Consider the following 17,874-nt stretch of genomic DNA (forward strand, 5'->3'; position numbering starts at 1 on the left):
ATGAACAAATTTGATATTGAAAACCTAGATCTGTTTTATGGTGAAAACCAAGCATTGAAAGCGATTAACCTTCCTATTCCAGTACGTCAAGTCACGGCATTGATTGGTCCTTCTGGCTGTGGTAAATCAACGTTACTGCGTTGTCTGAATCGTATGAACGATTTGATTGAAGGTGTAAAGATTACAGGTAAGCTGGATATGGATGGCACGGACATCTATGGCAACATTGATGTCGCAGACTTGCGTATCAAGGTTGGGATGGTATTCCAGAAGCCTAACCCCTTCCCAATGAGCATTTATGAAAACGTGGCTTATGGTTTACGTGCTCAGGGCATCAAAGACAAGAAACACATTGATGAAGTTGTGGAACGTTCACTGCGTAGCGCAGCTCTATGGGATGAGGTGAAAGATCGTTTGAAATCCCATGCGTTTGGTCTATCAGGTGGTCAGCAGCAGCGTTTATGTATTGCCCGTACCATTGCGATGGAACCGGATGTCATCTTGATGGATGAGCCTACGTCGGCGCTTGATCCAATTGCGACGCACAAAATTGAAGAGTTAATGGAAGAATTAAAGAAAAACTACACCATTGTTATCGTGACTCACTCTATGCAGCAAGCACGCCGAATTTCGGACCGTACGGCCTTCTTCCTAATGGGAGAGTTGGTTGAGCATGATGACACTCAAGTTATCTTTAATGATCCCAAAGATGATCGTACAAAAGGATACGTAAATGGTGATTTTGGTTAATCACTGAGTAGTTTTACTGGCATTATCACTATAACAATAAGCGATGGTACTTTGCCCCTCTTCATGAGGGGCTTTTTTCTTGATGCCGAGTTGTTATGTTGGTTCATCGTTTTTTTAAGTTGAAGACGTTACCTTCATCGGATTTAGTTGAGAATTTTTCGTTATACATGTTCTGGTCAGCCATGGAAATCAACTGATTGAGACTAGTCGTATCATAAGGATAGCTGGCGACCCCTATGCTAGCAGAAAGCTGAACTGTCTGGTTTTGCAAAGTGATACTCTTATCAAAGCAGTGATTAATTGTTTGGATAAGAGCGTCTATTTCTTGTTTGTCAGTTTGCGTGGTTAAGACCGAGAATTCATCTCCGCCAATTCTATAAATAGAGAGTTGGTATTGGCTCATTAGCTCAATTAAGCGGGCTGAAACGATTCGCAGGGCTAAATCACCTGCTTGATGTCCATGTGAGTCATTGATCTTTTTAAACCCATCGAGATCAAGCAATATCAAAGAGAAACTGGTCTTCTCTTCAATGTATTCTGTTAATTGATACATAAAAGCGAGGCGATTGGGTATGCCTGTGAGTGAGTCGGTGACAGAGGCTTGCTTATGGAACACGGCTTCTTTATGAATGATATAACTGACGATACCAACACACGCAAACAGTAATATCATTAATACAAACTGAGCATGTGTCAGTGCCTGAGCCAGCTGCATTTGAGACTGGTAAAGTGGGCTTTTAACACGAAAGTTGGTATTAATGTAGTGAATCATCAGCATGTACTGATGTTCAAAATCCTGGCTCAGGTTCAACGCAGGATCGCCACTCTCTTGAAATTGTTTTAATTTGGGCTCTAAAGTTTGAAATTGATGAAAAAGTGATTCAAAAAATGACTCGGCCTCGGGTAATGAGATCAGCGATTCACTTTCACGGTTGTTAAGCAGTAGATCAAAGCGGCTCCATGTTAGTTCATATTTTAACAATACCTTATCTATGTAATTGTGATCTTTTTCAGCCAATAGGGTTGTGGACTTTAGCTCAGAAAACTCTTTGGTTAGTTGAAAAAGATACCAAGTGGCTTGGTTTTGTTGCTCGTTGTAGGAACGAGCTAAGTCGCGAGTTGCCGAGAGAAGGTATAAGTTTGCCACAATCAGTATTGCAGAGAGAAAGATCAGCAGTACTTTCGCTCTTGATAAAACTTGATTAAATCCACGTACTCTAGTCAGTATTCTCATTGTTTTTTTGATGAATCATGATCTCGTCAATTTGCCACACCATTTGAGAATGAAAAGCAGCATTATCAATCTCAGGGTATTTGTCTAGATTAAAGACCAGCCAATATGGCCCTTTATTTCGCACTTTCATTTTTTTGCCATTCATTTTGTAGGCGATAATCGGATCGTATTTAATAATGTTTTCTATCGTTGTACTGGCTGCGTAGTCATTAAGGGCAATGAAAGATACGGCCTTCGTCTCCTCTTTTACTAAGTTCGCTAACATGTCTGAGACTCTAAAGCCTGTGAATTGATTGGCATCCGGATACCATGGAAGCTTGGTTTTAAAGGAGGTTGGAGGGTATTGCGAAACCAACTGTTCATAAGCCAAAGTCTTTGGTTGGCTGTTTTCAAAACGGACGACTAAGTCAGCACCAAGGGTGGGCAGACTTACCAGAAGTAAAAAGGCGAGAACAACACCTCTCATAAAACTTCCTTAATGATAATTCGCTAATGATTGTTATGTTATTAAGTATATGTGCAGATATCCATCATGGAAATTAATTTGCCAATTAAGTTGGTTTGGTTTGACGCTATTGTTTGGGTAACAAAGGGAATGCTTGGTCTGCATACAGGTGATTGCTAAGTGGGACTTCAATAAAAAAGCCCGGCTAATTTAGCCAGGCCTCAGTCAAATATTTTTAATTTAAATATCTGATGGTTACATGTCTTGTTTTTGCTTTGCTTTACAAACCGCGGCAGTAAACACAACGTCAGTCGAGCTGTTCAGTGCGGTTTCGGCAGAATCTTGTACAACACCAATAATGAAGCCAACCGCGACAACTTGCATTGCGATTTCATTTGGAATACCAAATAGGCCACAAGCCAGTGGAATCAGCAGCAGTGAACCGCCAGCAACACCAGAAGCACCACAGGCAGAGACAGCTGCTACCACGCTCAAGAGCAATGCAGTCATGAGGTCGACCTCAATGCCCATAGTGTGGACTGCTGCTAGCGTCAGTGTCGTAATGGTAATTGCTGCGCCAGCCATGTTGATGGTTGCGCCAAGCGGAATAGATACTGAGTATGTGTCTTCATCCAGCTTAAGCTTTTCACAAAGTGCCATGTTTACTGGAATATTTGCTGCGCTTGAGCGTGTAAAGAAGGCAGTAACACCACTTTCACGTAGGCATTGGAATACCAACGGGTATGGGTTCTCACCTGTCTTAACAAGGACAATGATTGGATTCACAACAAGCGCAATAAACAACATCGAACTTAATAAAACGCCCAGAAGTTGAGCGTAGCCAGCCAGAGCATCGAAACCAGTGGTTGCTAATGTAGAGGACACCAGACCAAAAATACCAAATGGTGCTAGGCGGATAATAAAGCGAACAATTTGAGATACGCCGTGGCTGAGATCTTCAAATACTGCTTTTGTTGTTCCAGAGGCATGATGCAGTGCTAAACCAAGGCCAATAGCCCACGCCAGAATACCAATGTAGTTAGCATTCATCAGCGCACTAACCGGGTTATCAACAATCTTGAACAGTAGGGTGTTCATGACTTCACCAATGCCCTGAGGCGGTGTTGCCCCTTCAGCACCGGAAACCAGTGTTAATGTGGTTGGGAACATGAAACTAAGCACTACTGCCGTCAAAGCTGCAGTTAAGGTGCCGAAAAGATACAGAACCACAATGGGACGCATGTAGGTGTGTTGGTTTTTCTTCTGGTTGGCAATAGATGCAGCGACCAGAATAAAAACAAGAATAGGGGCGACGGCCTTTAGTGCGCCGACAAATAAGCTTCCAAGTAAGCCGACACTTTGTGCATACTCCGGTGATACAGTGGCTAAACCGACACCGAGAACGATACCGGCTAGGATCTGTAATACCAGATTTCCGCGCGCAAAGCGGGCAAAAATAGAGTTGTGTTGCATAGTTATCCCTGCAATGAATTATTTTATGAACTTCTAGTAATTTCAGTTATTGGTAACTGAGTGGGACAATACTAGCGTGTTGAAATAATGTGTCTAGAATTAATTGATTTTTAGCATGAACATTTATTAAGAATGTTAAAGTGTGAATATTGTGTTATATATGTTGTCGTTATTGTACTAAAAAAGGGGCGAGTAGCCCCTTGTCTCGTTTTACGAACTTTGTTTTCGGCTCCGGCTAGCCGTCTGTATGTTCTTATACATCTTTGTCTGCTGTTTGTAGGTAGCACGACGCTCAGCGAGCGTCGCTCCGTTACGCTGTTGCTCCCGCATTAACTTGAGATAGTTATTCAGCCGACGATGCTCAAGTTGACCAGTTTCAATCGCATGAGTAACGGCACATCCGGGCTCGCTCTCGTGATGACAATCAGAGAATCGACATTGGGTGGCTAACGCCTCGATGTCTGCAAAGGTTCCAGAAACCCCTTCTGCACAGTCAAACAACTGTAATTCTCTCATTCCCGGCGTATCGATTAATACCCCGCCTGTGGGAAGAAAGTGCATCGAGCGGCCTGTAGTGGTATGCCGCCCTTTGCTGTCATTCTCACGAATACCGCCAGTTAGCTGGGCAGATGCGCCAAGGAGCCCATTGACTAACGTTGATTTTCCAACACCCGATGATCCTATGAACGCAATAGTGGAGCCTGTTTTACACCAATGCGTAAGCGGTGTGTATTGGTTAGCATCAAGTGCGTTGATCATCTCTACTATAAGTAAAGGGTCGAGCTGCTGAACTTGTTGACGTTTAGCTTCAGCATCAGTAACTAAATCCGCTTTTGTTAAGACAATCACTGGCTCGACTCCAGACTCGTTTGCAGTGGCAAGATAGCGTTCAATACGGTTCAAGTTAAAGTCATCATTCAGTGCACAAACGATAAATACGGTTGAAACATTTGCCGCAATTAACTGTTCTGCTACTTTACTGCCTGCTGCTTTTCGAGCAAATAAAGACTGGCGCTCTAACAGGCGCTCGAAGCCATGCTCTTGGTTCAGTAACAGCCAGTCACCGACAGTCATCATGGGTAGTGATTTACGGATCGGTAAAGTTATTTCACCTTGATCGCTGACCAGTTTGTAGCCACTACGGTGGTGCTCTGTGACACGTGCAATAAGGCTATGTTCCAGTTCTTCAAGTGTAAGTTGTTGTTGAAATAAGTTGTTCCAGCCGAGTTGAGGCAAGCTCAAGAGCTGTTTGGGATTGATATTCATTGTGTACCCCAGACTTGCAGAAAGACTTCTGCATTTGTAAAGTCAGCTAGGGTCTTGAGACCCCGGTTTTAATACACCGGGCAAAGAGAAGGGAAGGGGTAACGTATGATTACCTAGGCTTCTTCACTAATTCTGCCGGGTGGGTTCTTGCTACAATCATCATATCCTCCTAAAAGTGCTTGTTTACCTTGGTTACAAAGCGATCATACTCAGCCTGATTCATTATCGTCAATACTTTTCTACTGGGCTCTTTTTTTGAACTTTATATCAATAGTTGTCAATCAGACGGTAACTTTTCTTGCCGATACTGAGTGGTTGTTTATAAACTGTTTATGTGAGTTGGTTTATATGGATATCACTGCGTAATGACTGAAGCGACCCAAAGTGAGACTGCGGAAGCGATAGAACTCTCTTCTGTTGAGCCGGAACAAAAAAAACAGCCCTCTAAGCCGTTGCCCGACAACATTAAGTATGGTGAAGATGCATTTTATGACGTCAAACCATTAAGTGAGGTTGCCTTTCTGATTACTACCCCAACGGGTAAAAATCTTAAAGGAAAAACCAAGTATATTGGCCTTCATTCGAATAATCTCATGCTGCTAGAGGTACCCAAAGTATCACCTAAAGAAGTGGCGGTGTTTTTTCAACGAGGCTATGCGATTAAAGCATGTGTCATTTCGGAGTCAGGAGAAGGGGCGAGGATATATTTCAAGAGTAAGCTTGAGTATGTGATTGATGCTGGTGGTAATAGCTTGTTCTTAATCACCTTGCCTGCGGCAACTCAGGTCGCTGCCGGATTGAGAGAAAGTGCTCGCTTGGAGCTGGCTTTGGACGGTGTGCTTTCGCCCCAGTCCCAAAATGTTCAGTGCCAGATCCGAGATATTTCGAGTACTGGCTGCTTGATCGTGGTTGAGCGCCACCTGACTAACCATAAAGTAGGCGATTTAATTTCCCTCAATATTTTAGAAACCGAAAGCGATAAAGTGATTGAGCCACAGATACTCGAAGCTGTAGTGAGAAATATCAAGATGACTAGCCGCTACGGTAAGCTTGGTGTGCAATTTGAGAAGGACAGTATTGATTCTGTTGCCAGTTTGATCGAGCGTTTGCACTTTTGCCAAATGAGTCAGAAATTTACTATTTAGCTTCATGGGAAGGCCTAGACGGTAGACTAGGCCTTTTTGAGTTGTTATCCGAATAAATGGCCTAGAAGCCTTTGATGTTCTCTGCTTCCAGTTCAGTAAAATACTTGACTGTCTTAACTTTCAACTCTTGAGTGGAAGGTGCATCACATACGATGACAGATTTAGGATGAAGCTGAAGCGCAGATACTGTCCACAAATGGTTCACACTCCCTTCAACAGCCGCTTCAAGTGCAAGTGCTTTATTATGACCAGTGACCAGAATCATTATTTCTTCAGAATCAAGCAATGTGCCTACGCCGATAGTGAGTGCATACTTAGGTACTTGACTGATGTCACCATCAAAGAAGCGTGAGTTGGCGATACGAGTGTCTTCGGTCAGGGTTTTGATACGCGTACGAGAAGATAAAGAAGAGGCTGGTTCGTTGAATGCAATGTGCCCATCATTACCTACACCGCCCATAAACAAGTTAATGCGGCCGTATGATTTAATTTTGTCTTCGTAGCGCTGGCACTCAGCTTCGTGATCCACCGCATTGCCATCTAACAAGTTGATGTTTTCTTCCTGAATATCGATGTGGTTGAAAAAGTTGTTATACATGAAAGAGCGGTATGACTCTGGGTGGTCGGCTGGAATGCCAATGTACTCATCCATATTAAATGTCACTACGTGTTTAAAGCTGACTTCACCTGCCTGATAAAGCTCTATCAGCGCTTTATAAGTGGCTAGAGGAGTCCCACCTGTTGGCAAACCTAATACAAAAGGACGTTCAGCCGTTGGTTGGAAGTTATTAATGCGTTTAGCGATATGTGCTGCAGCCCATTTACCGACCTGCGCTGCTTTGTTTAACGGGATTAGTCTCATTGGTTGCCTCTGATGTTGAAATTGTGATGCTCTGAAACATTAATTTGCATTATAAAATAAGTTTGTAGTGGCGGCTATTGTTTTCGGTCAATTTTTGCTTTTTCTTTGCCAAACTGCTTTATATCATCTCAAGGCAAGTGATCATCTCGTGATTTTTAACGAAAAAATTCATCATGAAAATTAAGGCCACAAATATATGCTCCTGTGGCATATTTTGTATTTTATTCATCAACTAATCGTGGGAGTGAGGTACACTTAAACAAAAGGAGGCATAACTCCTTAACTTTTGTTGTGACTGGCCGACAAGCATTTTAGATGGCAAACGCCAGTTGAAGGTGAAGAAAAGATATAGATGAATGTTATAGGGATCGCCATTGGCGCGACTGGTTTACTGCTGCTTTGTTTGTTTATGTGGATGCTTGCATTGCAGCTTCGTAAGAAGCGACTAGAACAAGAGCGTAAAGAGCGTGAAGTTGCTTACCGGAAAGCAATGGAAAAAAATCGCCAGCAAGAGCAGGAAGAGCGAGTTTATAAAGCTGAAAATGGCCATGTTCCGACAATCCTTTTTTTGGCTAAAGAGGCAGAACGTTCAAGGCCTAAAGAAGCTCTGTATTGGTACAACAAAGCGGCCAGACTGGATAATGTCAATGGTATGTACGGTGTTGTACGTATCAGTAATAAAATGAATCAGGACCTAGTCTTGAGAGAAGAAGCCAAATTTTGGCAGACCTGTATTCCTGCAATGGAAGGTAGCATTCCTCATAAATTCGAAATGGCATTGGCCTTATTTTATGGTCGAGGTACTGAGCAAAATATTGGCAAAGCAATTCAAGTCATGAAGCAGGCGGCGGAACAAAACTACCTTGATGCACTGATATTCTTGGGTGACTGGTTTGCATCACCTCAGAACCCTGAGCCTAACCCACGCTTGTCTACGGAGTATTACCAGCAAGCGGCATCTCAGAGAAGTAATGAGGGTCGTATGAAGCTTGGGCTTAATTACATCCGTGGAATTGGCGTGACTGCGAATTTTTCACGAGGCTGTTATTGGTTAGAGCGAGCAGCTGAGAAAGGGTATACCGATGCAATGTATAGCGCAGGCGAAGCTTGGATGGATCAACGGCCTAATGGCAATTCCATTGCGTATATATGGCTATTTCTAGCGGGACAACTAGGGCATGAGCAGGCTCGCATATTGCGAGATCAGGTTGCACTTAGTATTGGAGTCGATACCGTTGTTGGCCTGCAGTCATTGTCGAAACCGATTTTGAAAAAAATTCGCGATAACAAGGTAAGTAAGCACGCGGTTATCAAGGCGCTCAATAAGCTATACAAGCGTAATATCCCGCTTCAAGAACAGGATGTGTTAGGTGAGGAGGAGCTCGAGTTAGATTTAGTGAGTGAAGTGCCGCCTATTGTAGAAGAATCGATAGAAGCCGTACCCAGCGAACCGGAAGTGAAAGAAAAGTTGGATTTCTCGCAATCCAATATCGATAAAGCCTAAACTAAGCCCCTTGATTTCAGGGGCTTCTTGTTACTTGCTACGCTAAATTTACCTGCAGTTGTTCATCTGTCATGTATTTATGTTTATTACTGATATTTCTTAAATGCATGAACATGAATTCGGGGAAAGCTGGGGCAAGGATATCGTTTGGTTGCCAGACAATACCTCCTACAAAAATATAGCGTCCTTGTATTTTCTCATGGTGGAGAGGGTTGTTCATAGGCGTTGACAATTCAGCTCTCACCCCTTCAATGACACAGACAACCTGCCCCTTAGCAACCCCAATAATACGTTGGACTAGGTTGGCTTTCACACCACAGCGCCATGCTTGCCTTGTGGCCATTTCAAACCCATATTCTCTAACATGCCGATTAATATTGACGATTAAGTTCATACTAGATTTCAATCAGAGAGAAAGGAATTAAGTTAAGAGCAACTTATCTAATAAGCGAGCGGATCAATGTGATGACTTCTCAGTAGATGAGAAAAGTGTCATATCTGTGTGTTTAGTTCTCTATTTTTTATTCGCCACTTTCGGAAATGTAACTCATTTTATGATTGATTCTAGTTAACAATTGATTCACATTAGGCGCAAACAATAAGAGGGATAATTCATGTCTACTGCCAGCTTTTTACGTCTAATCTGTCTTGCGGCTATCTGGGGCGGGTCGTTTCTATTTATGAAAATAGCGGCCAATACTTTTGGACCGGCATATTTGATTGAGTTTCGAGTCGGATTTGCTGCGCTGAGTTTGTTTCTTATTTCTCTTTATCTACGCAAGAAATTGGCGTTTAGACAGCATTTCCAGCATTTTATGATAATCGGGTTATTTAATACCGCTCTACCATTTTTGTTATTTGCGTATGCTGCGCAAACTTTGAACGCATCAACATTATCGGTGCTCAATTCAACCTCTGTGATCTGGGGAGCCTTGATTGGTGCTGTATGGCATAAGTCAATTCTGACAAGAAAAGCCGTGTTTGGTATGTTGCTTGGTGTCACAGGTGTTGGGATCTTAGTGGGGTGGGATGCGGTTAACATTGGTATCAGTGCGGCGCTACCTATCGTGGCAAGTGTGATGGCAGCATGCTGTTATGGTATTGCCACTAACTACACCAAAACCGCGCCCAAAGTGGCATCATTTGAAAATGCACACGGCAATATGTGGGCGGCTGTTTTGTGGATTCTCCCCCTGTTACCATTTGTTCCTATGCAGGGAGAGCCGAGTAGCTATGAAATGCTATCGGTTGTAGCACTAGGCGTACTGTGTACTGGTATTGCATATTTACTCTATTTCCGTTTAGTTGCGGATGAAGGTGCGGCGTCTGCGCTTTCTGTGACGTTTTTGATCCCAGTATTTGGAATTCTATGGGGAGCTTTGATTCTTGATGAGCCTATTGGCCTAAATACCTTTGCTGGCACAGTGCTCGTATTAGTTGGCACCATGCTCGTCACTGGTTTCTCTCCTGCTCGACTGTTGAAACGGTCTCGGCTTGCCGAGCAGGTTTCTAGCTAAACTTTACTTAACTCTAAGGTCATGAAGCGACTATTAGGGTCTGGCTGATAGTCTGCAAAAGGGGAGCAATACTCAAAGCCGAATTTCGTATACAGCTCCCTGGCAGGTTTGAAGAAAGACATAGAACCAGTTTCAAGGCTGATGCGTTGATAACCCCTAAGCTTTGCTTGATCGATGGCAAATGACAGTAAACTTGAAGCAATGCCCTGATTGCGAGCCGCTGGTGTGGTACGCATTGATTTCAACTCCGCATGTGTTGCAGAAAGCGCTTTGATGGCTGCGCAACCTAGTAGTTGCTCATCTTTCCAGCAGGTCCAAAATGTGACATTCGCTGCTTTCAGTGCCGAAGTGTCCAAAGCGTGGACACTTTCTGGTGGTGAGGTTGCATTCATGTCTGCGAGGTGTTCCTCGAGCAGTTTGATCACTTCAGGGTGGTCAAGTTGATCGGTTTTAATATCCATCATTCCTCCTTGTCGATGGGTTTAAAATAATCTAATTCTGTAGGGTGGTTTTTTCAATCGCAATTCATCCATGAGTTGCTCAAAAATTGTGGATGTAACGACTTGTTGCGGGACGTCGACCTATATAAGTGGGTTTTGGATCTCATAAATGACATTTCATTAGTATTACATTTCATTGTTACTTGATTCGTGTCTCATAAATTACTCTTATAGGCCGATAATTTTATATAGCCAACACCCAGGCATGGAGCCATTGTTAGAGGAGGCAGAGTTAACATGAAAGAAGTAGAGTTCAGAACGATAGACAAGCTTTTTATTAAGATGTCTATTAATGACAAAATGTGGGTGATTTTTGCCTTGTTTCTTGTCGCTGTAGGCAGCATAGCAGGCGGAAACTATTACTCTAAAATAAAATACATTGAAAGTTCGGCGATCTCAGTTGCGGTTCATCGACTTGACGGTGTGATGAGTGCAGGTACTGAAGCATCGATAGTGGGCCAAGCTAATATTAGTAAAGTGTCTAGTGTCGATGAACCGACGTATAACAATGGGATTGTGACGGTTTCTCAAACGGGTAAAGATGGCAATGTTTACCAACTGACCATGAACAATCAGGCACAAGATCAGCAAGCACGCTCTCAGGCTTTATCCACTTTTTTCTTTAGCTTTGTCTGGGCTGTTCCGTTTGCGGTGTTTTGTTACTGGGTCGCTACCTTTATTGGTGGGGCTCTTTGGGTGCTGTATACCACGACTCAGAAAATTGGTGAGGGTGATCTGACGTCTCGCCTTGGCTTCCACCCTGGTCGAGATGAGTTTGGCACCATTGGGTGTGCGCTTGATAAAGCAATGGATACCTTGACCGATTTGGTCAACAACGTAAAAGAGAATGCGAAGACAATGAGTGAAACGTCTGCGTCTTTTGAACAAGAAATGCGATTGAGTGAATCTCAGATCACCAACCAGTACACCTCTTTAGATTCGGTTGCGACCGCGATGGAAGAAATGACAGCTTCAGCGAAAGAGGTGTCGAATATTTCTCAGCAGGCGACAGATCAAGCAGAGCAAGATTCTCAGCATATCGATGGTAGTTACAAGCGTGTTCAGTCCGCGATCAACGAGATTGAAAAACTGTCTAGTTACATTGAGCAGGCGTCTAGCTCAGTTTCGACTCTGAATGACAATACCACTCAGATTAATGAAGTGATAACCACAATCAATGCTATCTCTGAGCAAACTAACTTGTTGGCGCTGAACGCAGCGATTGAAGCAGCGCGTGCCGGTGAGCAAGGTCGAGGTTTTGCCGTTGTGGCAGATGAAGTACGTACTCTAGCCAGCCGTACTCAGGCCGCGACGGTGGAGATCCAGTCTATGATCGAAAAACTGCAGTCGGAGAGCCAGAACATCGCCTCCATTACTCAACAAACGGTTGAGCAAGCACAAACCAGTAGTGATCTAATTGAAGACATAGGGAAGGATGTAAACTCAATTTCGGAGTCTGCGCGAGGTATCATGGATATGAGTATCCAGATCTCCACCTCTGCAGAAGAGCAAAGTGCTGTTGCGAACGATATCGCTTCAGAACTGAGTGATATACGTACCCAGTCTAATACTATCCGTAGTGTGGCGGAGAAGTCGTCTCAAGGCGTAGCAAATCTGACCAAAGCATCGATTTCTCTCGCTGATATTCTTAAACAGTATCGTACTTAAAATGTAATTGGATAATAAAAAGGCTTGGTGAGAACCAAGCCTTTTTGTATTCGAAGGTTGATGCGTTTTATCGCAGTGTCAGTTTGGTGCCATCAAACTTGAGATTCGCTAGCAGTTGCTTGGCATTTTCTGTGCCATTTTCATCGAACTGTACGCCATAGCGAGCATAGTGTGAAGAGCTTTGCAGGTTACAGATCTTGCCGAATAGAGGTTCAAAGTGGTTGGACTTATTTATACCAGAATAGACTTCCAATGCTATCGTATCACCAACTTGAAAAGCTCGGCTAAGTGGAGCGGTAACAAAGCGACAACCACTTTTGGATAAATCTCGAATTTGGCAATCGAGTCGATGAGTTGATGCATTAACACGTGCGGCAAGATTGACATCGTATCTTGGCTCTTTTCGCAGTTGAGTAACCTGCATAGTGTTTGGGACCGTCAATGCGAATATCGGTATAGGTGCTGTCATCACGTGTTCGAGCTGGCTTCGGAAATGGACGATGGCGCCCTCACCACGGTGAGAAATCGCTCTGATCGTAGCCCAAAATCCCGGCTGAAAGAAAAAGCCGAGATCGCTATCTGAGACTTTAGGCAACTCAGCGAGAACCAAATTTTGAGAGTGGAAGCCGATGAATGTTGTCTTACACCTAAAAGTGGTACCTACTGGGGTAGTGATACCAATAGTAAGTTCTCCGCCATGCTCTAACATTGCTAATGCATCAGTGCTGTTCAATGTTGAAACGCTTTTCTCCCTCGCCGATGATCGTGAAGATTGTTCTTTACTGGCAATCGCCTGAGTATTCATCTAGCCTCCGTTAGAGTCGCCATGCTATCGTTTTAGTTGTAGGCCAAGTTATTCTTCATTGAGGATTTATTATTCTCTTTGATGGTTTCCGATTCTATGTGTGCTTTACCGTTTGTTCAAATATCAAAACGCTCAATAACTTTGAGCTAGATATCATTTTTAGGAGTCCGTATGTCACATAAGGTAGTTTTTGATGAACCAAACTCACTTTTTCGTGTTCACCTAGAGGGTGAACATGACGCCATCATGAAGTTTGATGTGCAGGGTAGTGTTTATGTCATTACTTCAACTAAAGTCCCAGAAGAGTTGCAAGGAAAAGGGTACGGTAAGGTGATGATGGAAGCTATTTTGCCTGAGATTGAGCGACAAGGAGTGAAAATCAACCCTATATGTACGTATGTTGTCCATTACTTGTCACGTCACCCAGAGTGGTCTCACTTGCTTGCTGAGCCGTCATGAAGCAAATCTATGATTATCAAGCGTTATGTCAGCGCTTGGGATACAGAAAATTAGAACATAGAGAGATTTTACAACCTTTGTGGGGTGGCTACGGTGAGTTGGTTAGGTTGTATGTCGATCAAACCAGTATCGTGATAAAACATGTTCACTTGCCTAAGCCTGATCAACATCCCAGAGGCTGGAATACAGCACTTTCACATCAGCGGAAACTTAAGTCTTATGACGTCGAGTTACACTGGTATCGACATTTTGCGGCACGTGAGCATGTTCATTGTCCGCAGCCACAACCCATTATTGTGGATCAAAAAGGAATGGAGCACCTTTTGGTGATGGAAGACTTACATCAGCTTGGTTATGGCGAGATGTGCCACAAGGCTGAAAAAGTACATTTGGAAGCGGTGCTCAAGTGGCTAGCATGGTTTCATGCTTCACATATCGGAGAGAAAGGGGAAGGATTGTGGGAAACAGGCACCTATTGGCACCTTGATACTCGTCCTGATGAACTGGCGGCGCTCGATGATATGTCACTCAAACAAGCTGCGAAAGATATTGATAAGGTGCTTGGTAATGCACCTTATCAAACCTTAGTTCATGGTGACGCGAAGTTAGCGAATTTCTGTTTTACTTCTGATGGCCAAAAGGCCGCGGCTGTCGATTTCCAGTATGTGGGTAGAGGTTGCGCGATGAAGGATGTCGTTCTCTTTATGAGTAGTGCTGTACAGCCTGAAGATTGCAATGATATGGAGGAGTGGATTTTGGATACTTATTTTACTCACCTGAAAATAGCGATAAGTGATTTAATGCCTGAAACCGATGCGTTTGATGTAGAGCAAACTTGGCGACCGTTATTTGCTATTGCTTGGGCAGATTTCCATCGTTTTGTTAAAGGATGGAGCCCGGATCATTGGAAAATCAATGCTTATACGGAAGCTTTGGCTCATCGGGCTATTGATATGTTAAAGGCTTACCTATAAGGAAGCCTTTAACATAATGTCGCTACACGGCTATGGTTTGATCCTTGCCATGTAATAAGTGTTTTGGTATTTGCCCTCTCTGAAAACCGAATTTTTCGCTTCGCCTTCAATTTCAAAGCCAAATTTTTTATAGCACGCGATCGCCGCTTCGTTATCCGTATTGACCTCGAGATGAACGCGCTTTATTTGCAGCCAGTTGTCTGCTAAATCAAGTACAGTTTCAATCAGCTTACTAGCTATACCCATACCATGATAGTCATCATGAACACCTAGACCGAAAGTCGCACTGTGAGCGGTACGAGGCCGCTGAGAATGCTCAAAACCTATGTTTCCGACCACTTTGCCATCTAATTCCGCGACAAAGCTATAAATACCGGTAGGCATGTTTTCCAGTCTTTGTGTCCACATTGCCACAGAGGGTTTGGGCAATTGGAGAGTTTCGCGTTGTGCTTTAGGTTGAGAGTAGATCTCACACATTGCGGCGGCATCACTGACTTGAGTCGGACGAATTGTTATTTCCATATTATTACCTTCTCGACTGGTTAAACATAGCTCAACAATAACGAGCAAGGACTTAAAGATAAAGCATTGTTTTAACTTATTTTAATTAAGTGAAACTTTACTCTGATGCACGTTGAATGCTATGAGTACTACGGACGTTTAATTTGTAAATAAGTTTGTCTATTCACTAGTGAAGAATTAAGGTGTCTCTGAGCGAATAAAAGGAATAACAAAATGGAACAGTCGGCTAGCTGGAAAACCCCTCAAAACTTCTTAATCATCATCTCTATCGTCGTTCCCATTGCATTTTCCAGTTGGATGGCACTACTCAATAACTTTGTGATTGAAAAGGCACAGTTTGATGGCGCAGATATTGGGCTTTTGCAGAGTGTACGTGAAATTCCCGGCTTTTTAGCCTTTACCGCAGTGTTTGTTTTAATGTTTATTCGTGAACAGCGGTTTATGTTGCTGGCATTGGGGGCTCTCACTCTGGGCACCGCTATGACAGGTTTTTTCTCTTCACTTTTTGGATTGTTAATGACGACCTTATTGATGTCTACAGGGTTCCACTATTTTGAGACTCTTAAACAATCTCTTTCACTACAATGGCTTTCGAAAGATGAAGCACCGGAAATGTTGGGTAAGTTTATTTCCGTCGGTGCGTTAGCATCACTGGTGACTTATGGCGCATTGTGGGTCTGCCTGGAAATGCTGAAAATGGATTTCCAGTGGGTATATCTCACTTTTGGTGGCATTGGTTTTCTATTAGTGGTTTGGATGGCTTTTTCATTTCCGCAGTTCCAAACTCAAGTCCAACAAAATAAAAAACTGGTCTTACGCAAGCGTTATTGGTTGTATTATGCACTGACCTTTATGAGTGGTGCTCGTCGACAAATCTTTACCGTTTTCGCTGGCTTCCTGATGGTGGAAAAGTTTGGTTATTCAGCAGCTGATATCACGATGCTGTTTCTGATCAACTATTTATTTAATTTCTTGTTTGCTAAAAAAATAGGCAAATTCATTGGTAAAGTCGGCGAGCGTAAAGCGCTGTTGTTCGAGTACACTGGGCTGGTACTTATCTTCGTAGGCTATGGTTTAGTACAAAGCGCTGAATGGGCTGCGACGTTGTACGTCATCGATCATCTATTTTTTGCGCTAGCATTGGCAATCAAAACCTACCTCCAGAAAATAGCGGATCCTGCTGATATGGCTTCAACTGCTGGTGTGTCATTTACGATTAACCACATCGCAGCGGTATTCATTCCTGTTTCTTTTGGCTTGATCTGGTTAATCTCGCCTTCAGTGGTTTTCTATATTGGCGCAGCGATGGCAGGGGTATCATTTCTTCTCTCGCTTAACATTCCGGCCAAACCTGAAGAAGGTAATGAAGTGCGTATCCTCCGTTGGAGTTAGGCAAAAGCCAAGGGTAGAGCCTTCGTTTTTCCGTGAAGAGATGTTTAGCGACAGCCCTTTAGCTATGTGGCGCTTTACTCTATAATTGCCGCGCTTTAGTGTGGGGTATCACCCTCTTTCACCTTGGATACATTATGATTTCGAAAAACCAACTTAAATTACTTCGTGCCTTAGGCCAAAAGAAACAACGTAAGGCGCATGGTCTATTTTTGGTCCAAGGTGAGAAGAATGTACTTGAGTTGGCAAAGAGTTCACTAACGGTACAGCAGATCTTCGCTACGTCGGAGTTTCTGGCAGAGCATCATTCAACATTAAGCGACTTTGAATGTATCGAAGCGCCATTAGATGAATTAACGAAGGCAAGTACGTTGGTGAGCAATAACGCGGCGATTGCGGTAGTGAACACCCCTTGTGTTGACGTACCTAAAGCTCAGGGCTTAATGATTGCTTTAGATGGTGTCTCGGATCCTGGCAATTTGGGGACGATCATTCGTGTTGCAGATTGGTATGGTATTAAGCATATCGTGGCCAGTAATGATTGTGCTGACCCGTATAATCCGAAAACCATTAGTGCCACTATGGGCAGTTTTGGTCGTGTCACAGTCAGCCAATTAGACCTTCCTAGCTATTTAGAACAAGCTAACTTACCGGTTTATGGGGCATTTCTTGAAGGTGAGAGTGTACATAACGTCGAGTTTGCAGCCGAAGGTATTTTGCTGATGGGCAGTGAATCTCACGGTATTCGTGAGCAAGCCGCTCAGTTTGTCACTGACAAGATCACCATTCCTGCTTTTGGTGGTGCTGAGTCACTTAACGTGGCGATGGCAACGGGGATCATTTTAGATAACTTACGTCGCCAGCATGGTGAATAAAAAGTCCTGAATGCAGAAAAGCACAGTGATCCACTGCGCTTTCTTGTATCTGAGAATAGAGAATCTACTTCTCTAACATCCCTAATTTATCCGGTACGCCATTCCACTTCTCAGCGCCATCCATAGCTGGTTTTACTTCGGTTTGCACTGGCCATAATTCGGCGAGTTCTGCATTCAATTCAATGTAAACGGTTTGATCTTCCGGTACTTCATCTTCCTGAAAAATCGCATTAGCGTCGCATTCATCAACACATAAACCACAGTCGATGCATTCGATGGGATTGATCACCATAAAGTTTGGCCCTTCGTGGAAAGCATCTGCAGGGCATACAGCGACACAGTCTGTGTATTTACATTGAATGCAGTTATCTGTTACGACGAACGCCATGGTGATCCGCTCTTTTAGTTAGTCAAAATCGAAGAATGGGGGATGATACTCATCCCAAGCTAAAATTCAATATCCAGCACGGTGATTGTTACTAATGC

At 43.4% G+C, this 17,874-nt stretch carries 19 protein-coding genes; 9 read left to right on the forward strand and 10 right to left on the reverse strand.

Translation table 11 applies throughout. From position 1 onward, the window contains the following. Complete coding sequence (gene pstB, locus L1D31_RS04815; protein WP_239835926.1) at positions 1-750, forward strand: phosphate ABC transporter ATP-binding protein PstB; 750 nt, start codon at positions 1-3, stop codon at positions 748-750. A gap of 103 nt (positions 751-853) precedes the next feature. Here the strand turns inward: pstB and L1D31_RS04820 are convergent, their stop codons facing one another. The 4 genes from L1D31_RS04820 to rsgA all read right to left on the reverse strand — a co-directional run bounded on the left by L1D31_RS04820 (position 854) and on the right by rsgA (position 5,168). Next, a complete protein-coding gene (locus L1D31_RS04820; RefSeq protein ID WP_239835927.1) occupies positions 854-1,984 on the reverse strand; it encodes a GGDEF domain-containing protein in 1,131 nt (376 codons plus the stop codon). Continuing rightward, the gene (locus L1D31_RS04825; RefSeq protein WP_239835928.1) at positions 1,968-2,450 is read right to left on the reverse strand and encodes a molybdopterin-dependent oxidoreductase; all 483 of its coding nucleotides are present in this window, start codon (positions 2,448-2,450) and stop codon (positions 1,968-1,970) included. Before L1D31_RS04825 ends, L1D31_RS04820 begins: the two co-directional genes overlap by 17 nt. Before the next feature lie 234 nt (positions 2,451-2,684). Continuing rightward, on the reverse strand, positions 2,685-3,902 hold the full coding sequence (gene sstT, locus L1D31_RS04830) for a serine/threonine transporter SstT (protein WP_239835929.1): 1,218 nt from the start codon (positions 3,900-3,902) through the stop codon (positions 2,685-2,687). A 210-nt stretch (positions 3,903-4,112) separates the two neighbouring features. Then, positions 4,113-5,168, reverse strand: a complete 1,056-nt coding sequence (rsgA, locus tag L1D31_RS04835; RefSeq protein WP_239835930.1) for a ribosome small subunit-dependent GTPase A — start codon at positions 5,166-5,168, stop codon at positions 4,113-4,115. 365 nt (positions 5,169-5,533) lie between these two features. Between rsgA and L1D31_RS04840 the strand changes: the two genes are divergently transcribed. Next, complete coding sequence (locus L1D31_RS04840) at positions 5,534-6,313, forward strand: PilZ domain-containing protein (protein WP_239835931.1); 780 nt, start codon at positions 5,534-5,536, stop codon at positions 6,311-6,313. A gap of 61 nt (positions 6,314-6,374) precedes the next feature. On the opposite strand, the gene nagB is transcribed toward L1D31_RS04840, so the two are convergent. Continuing rightward, on the reverse strand, positions 6,375-7,175 hold the full coding sequence (gene nagB, locus L1D31_RS04845) for a glucosamine-6-phosphate deaminase (protein ID WP_239835932.1): 801 nt from the start codon (positions 7,173-7,175) through the stop codon (positions 6,375-6,377). A 352-nt stretch (positions 7,176-7,527) separates the two neighbouring features. Between nagB and L1D31_RS04850 the strand changes: the two genes are divergently transcribed. Further along, a complete protein-coding gene (locus tag L1D31_RS04850) occupies positions 7,528-8,679 on the forward strand; it encodes a tetratricopeptide repeat protein (protein WP_239835933.1) in 1,152 nt (383 codons plus the stop codon). A 37-nt stretch (positions 8,680-8,716) separates the two neighbouring features. On the opposite strand, the gene L1D31_RS04855 is transcribed toward L1D31_RS04850, so the two are convergent. Next, on the reverse strand, positions 8,717-9,073 hold the full coding sequence (locus L1D31_RS04855) for an acyl-CoA synthetase (protein WP_239835934.1): 357 nt from the start codon (positions 9,071-9,073) through the stop codon (positions 8,717-8,719). A 220-nt stretch (positions 9,074-9,293) separates the two neighbouring features. Here L1D31_RS04855 and L1D31_RS04860 point away from each other — a divergent pair, with 220 nt between their 5' ends. Next, on the forward strand, positions 9,294-10,196 hold the full coding sequence (locus L1D31_RS04860; RefSeq protein WP_239835935.1) for a DMT family transporter: 903 nt from the start codon (positions 9,294-9,296) through the stop codon (positions 10,194-10,196). Here L1D31_RS04860 and L1D31_RS04865 read toward each other — a convergent pair. After that, positions 10,193-10,657 carry a GNAT family N-acetyltransferase gene (locus L1D31_RS04865; RefSeq protein ID WP_239836385.1) on the reverse strand — a complete coding sequence of 155 codons (465 nt, stop codon included), beginning with the start codon at positions 10,655-10,657 and terminating at the stop codon, positions 10,193-10,195. The two genes, L1D31_RS04860 and L1D31_RS04865, sit on opposite strands and share 4 nt — an antisense overlap. Positions 10,658-10,933: 276 nt before the next feature. Here L1D31_RS04865 and L1D31_RS04870 point away from each other — a divergent pair, with 276 nt between their 5' ends. Next, positions 10,934-12,364 (forward strand): methyl-accepting chemotaxis protein, encoded by a 1,431-nt coding sequence (locus L1D31_RS04870; protein WP_239835936.1) that lies wholly within the window; start codon positions 10,934-10,936, stop codon positions 12,362-12,364. 67 nt (positions 12,365-12,431) lie between these two features. On the opposite strand, the gene L1D31_RS04875 is transcribed toward L1D31_RS04870, so the two are convergent. Beyond that, a complete protein-coding gene (locus tag L1D31_RS04875) occupies positions 12,432-13,169 on the reverse strand; it encodes a flagellar brake protein (RefSeq protein ID WP_239835937.1) in 738 nt (245 codons plus the stop codon). Positions 13,170-13,340: 171 nt separating this feature from the next. Between L1D31_RS04875 and L1D31_RS04880 the strand changes: the two genes are divergently transcribed. Beyond that, positions 13,341-13,628 (forward strand): GNAT family N-acetyltransferase, encoded by a 288-nt coding sequence (locus tag L1D31_RS04880; RefSeq protein WP_239835938.1) that lies wholly within the window; start codon positions 13,341-13,343, stop codon positions 13,626-13,628. After that, positions 13,625-14,602 carry a phosphotransferase gene (locus L1D31_RS04885; RefSeq protein WP_239835939.1) on the forward strand — a complete coding sequence of 326 codons (978 nt, stop codon included), beginning with the start codon at positions 13,625-13,627 and terminating at the stop codon, positions 14,600-14,602. Before L1D31_RS04880 ends, L1D31_RS04885 begins: the two co-directional genes overlap by 4 nt. Positions 14,603-14,632: 30 nt before the next feature. Here the strand turns inward: L1D31_RS04885 and L1D31_RS04890 are convergent, their stop codons facing one another. Beyond that, complete coding sequence (locus L1D31_RS04890; protein WP_239835940.1) at positions 14,633-15,124, reverse strand: GNAT family N-acetyltransferase; 492 nt, start codon at positions 15,122-15,124, stop codon at positions 14,633-14,635. Positions 15,125-15,337: 213 nt separating this feature from the next. Between L1D31_RS04890 and L1D31_RS04895 the strand changes: the two genes are divergently transcribed. Together L1D31_RS04895 and L1D31_RS04900 are read left to right on the forward strand one after the other, a co-directional pair. After that, entirely contained in the window at positions 15,338-16,516 is a 1,179-nt protein-coding gene (locus L1D31_RS04895; protein WP_239835941.1) for an MFS transporter, read from the forward strand. Between the two features lie 134 nt (positions 16,517-16,650). Further along, complete coding sequence (locus L1D31_RS04900; RefSeq protein WP_239835942.1) at positions 16,651-17,388, forward strand: RNA methyltransferase; 738 nt, start codon at positions 16,651-16,653, stop codon at positions 17,386-17,388. 64 nt (positions 17,389-17,452) lie between these two features. Here L1D31_RS04900 and fdxA read toward each other — a convergent pair whose 3' ends face one another. After that, complete coding sequence (gene fdxA / locus L1D31_RS04905) at positions 17,453-17,776, reverse strand: ferredoxin FdxA (RefSeq protein WP_239835943.1); 324 nt, start codon at positions 17,774-17,776, stop codon at positions 17,453-17,455. Positions 17,777-17,874 lie beyond the last annotated feature (98 nt).

It is taken from the genome of Vibrio sp. Isolate23 (assembly GCF_022398095.1).
GTDB classification, from domain to species: Bacteria; Pseudomonadota; Gammaproteobacteria; order Enterobacterales; family Vibrionaceae; genus Vibrio; species Vibrio coralliilyticus_A.